Raw genomic sequence first — 1,704 nt, 5'->3', positions numbered from 1 at the left:
CTGCGCCGGTCGGTGTGCGGATCGTTGCCTTCAACGATTTCCACGGCGCGCTCGAAACCCCGGCGCGGCCGATCGATGTGCAGGCGGCGGACGGCAAGACCGTCAAGGTGCCGGCCGGCGGCGCGGCCTATTTCGCCTCGGCGGTGAAGGCGCTGAAGGCTGGCAACCCCAACACCGTCGTCGTCGCGGCGGGCGATCTGACCAGCGCCAGCCCGCTCGTCTCCTCGCTGTTCCTCGACGAACCGACGGTCAAGGCGCTGAGCATGGCGGGCCTCGAGTTCAATGCCGCCGGCAATCACGAATTTGATCGCGGGACCAAGGAGCTGCTGCGCCTCCAGCAGGGCGGGTGCGAGAAGAATGCGGTCGCGCAGCCGTGCCAGCTCGAACCGTTTAAGGGCGCGTCCTACACCTATCTTGCCGGGAATACGCTGGATGCATCGGGCAAGAGCCTGATGCCCGCGACCGGGCTCAAGACGTTCGGCAGCGGCAAGAGCAAGATCACGATCGGCTTTATCGGCCTGACCACGCGGATGACCGGCACCTATGTCGATCCGGCGGGGATCGTCGGGTATCGTTTCGCCGATGAGGCGGAGACCGCGAACAAGCTGATCCCGCAGCTCAAGGCGCAAGGCGCCGACGCGATCGTGATGATGGTGCACGAGGGCGGCTACCCCGCGCGGACCGATCAGCCGAACCAGTGCGAGGGGCTGTCGGGGCCGATCCTCGACATCATGGAGCGGTTGGATCCCGGGGTGGACGTGATCGTCTCCGGCCACACGCACCGCGCTTATATCTGCGATTACTCCGCGACCAATCCCGCCAAGCCGGTGCTGCTGACCAGCGCGGGCAATAATGGCGTGATGCTGACCCGCATCGACCTCAGCATCGATCCGGTCACGCGCAAGGTCAAGGCGCGCTCGGCGCGGCAGGTGATCGTGCAAGGCGAAGGCGCGATCAGCGCGGGCGGGCCGGTCAAGGCGAACCCGGCATTCCCGACCTATCCCGCCGACCCGGCGGTCGCGGCGCATGTCGCGCGCTATGCCGCCGCCGCAGCGCCACTCGCCCGCCGCCCCGTGGGCAAGGCGTCGGGCCCGATCCTGCGCAACGAGGATAGCGAAATGCTCGAATCGCCGCTCGGCCTGCTGATCGCCGATGCGCAGCTCGCCGCGACGCGCAAGGACGGCGCGCAGATCGCGCTGATGAACCCTGGCGGCGTGCGTGCCTCGATCACCCCCGCCGCAGACGGAACCGTGACGTTCGGCGACCTCTACACCACCCAGCCGTTCGGCAATAACCTGCAGGTTCGCGAATATAGCGGCGCGCAGCTGCTGGCGGTGCTGGAACAGCAATTCACCAATGAAGACGGGCCGAAGCTGCTGTTCCCCTCGGGCCTGACCTACAGCTACGACACATCGCGGCCTGAGGGGCAGCGGATCATCGCGCCATTGGTGCAGGGTAAGCCGCTCGATCACGCAGCGACCTATCGCGTGGCGATGAACGGGTTTCTGGCCGGGGGCGGCGACAGCTTCACCACGCTGAAGGTCGGGCGGATCGTCGCCGGCGGCGTGCTCGATCTGGACGCGCTGGAGGCATGGTTCGCGCGCGGGCAGGTGGTGGAGCCGCCCGCGCTCGGCCGGGTGAAGAATGTCGGGCTGGCGGAGTAGGACCGCTTTAGCCCCTCCCCTTCAGGGGAGGGGTTGGGGT

General features: G+C 67.6%; 1 protein-coding gene. It reads left to right on the top strand.

Annotated elements, in window-relative coordinates; translation table 11 throughout:
- Positions 1 to 1,664, top strand: a 1,664-nt coding sequence (locus tag AX681_RS20005; protein WP_231735038.1) for a bifunctional metallophosphatase/5'-nucleotidase, incomplete at its 5' end; no start/stop codon positions are given.
- Between the last annotated feature and the right edge of the window lie 40 nt (positions 1,665 to 1,704).

The organism is Sphingomonas sp. CCH9-E2, assembly GCF_001557215.1.
Classification (GTDB): domain Bacteria; phylum Pseudomonadota; class Alphaproteobacteria; order Sphingomonadales; family Sphingomonadaceae; genus Sphingomonas.
The sequence above is the reverse complement of the archived record's forward strand: the minus strand, read 5'-3'. Positions and strand labels throughout refer to the sequence as shown.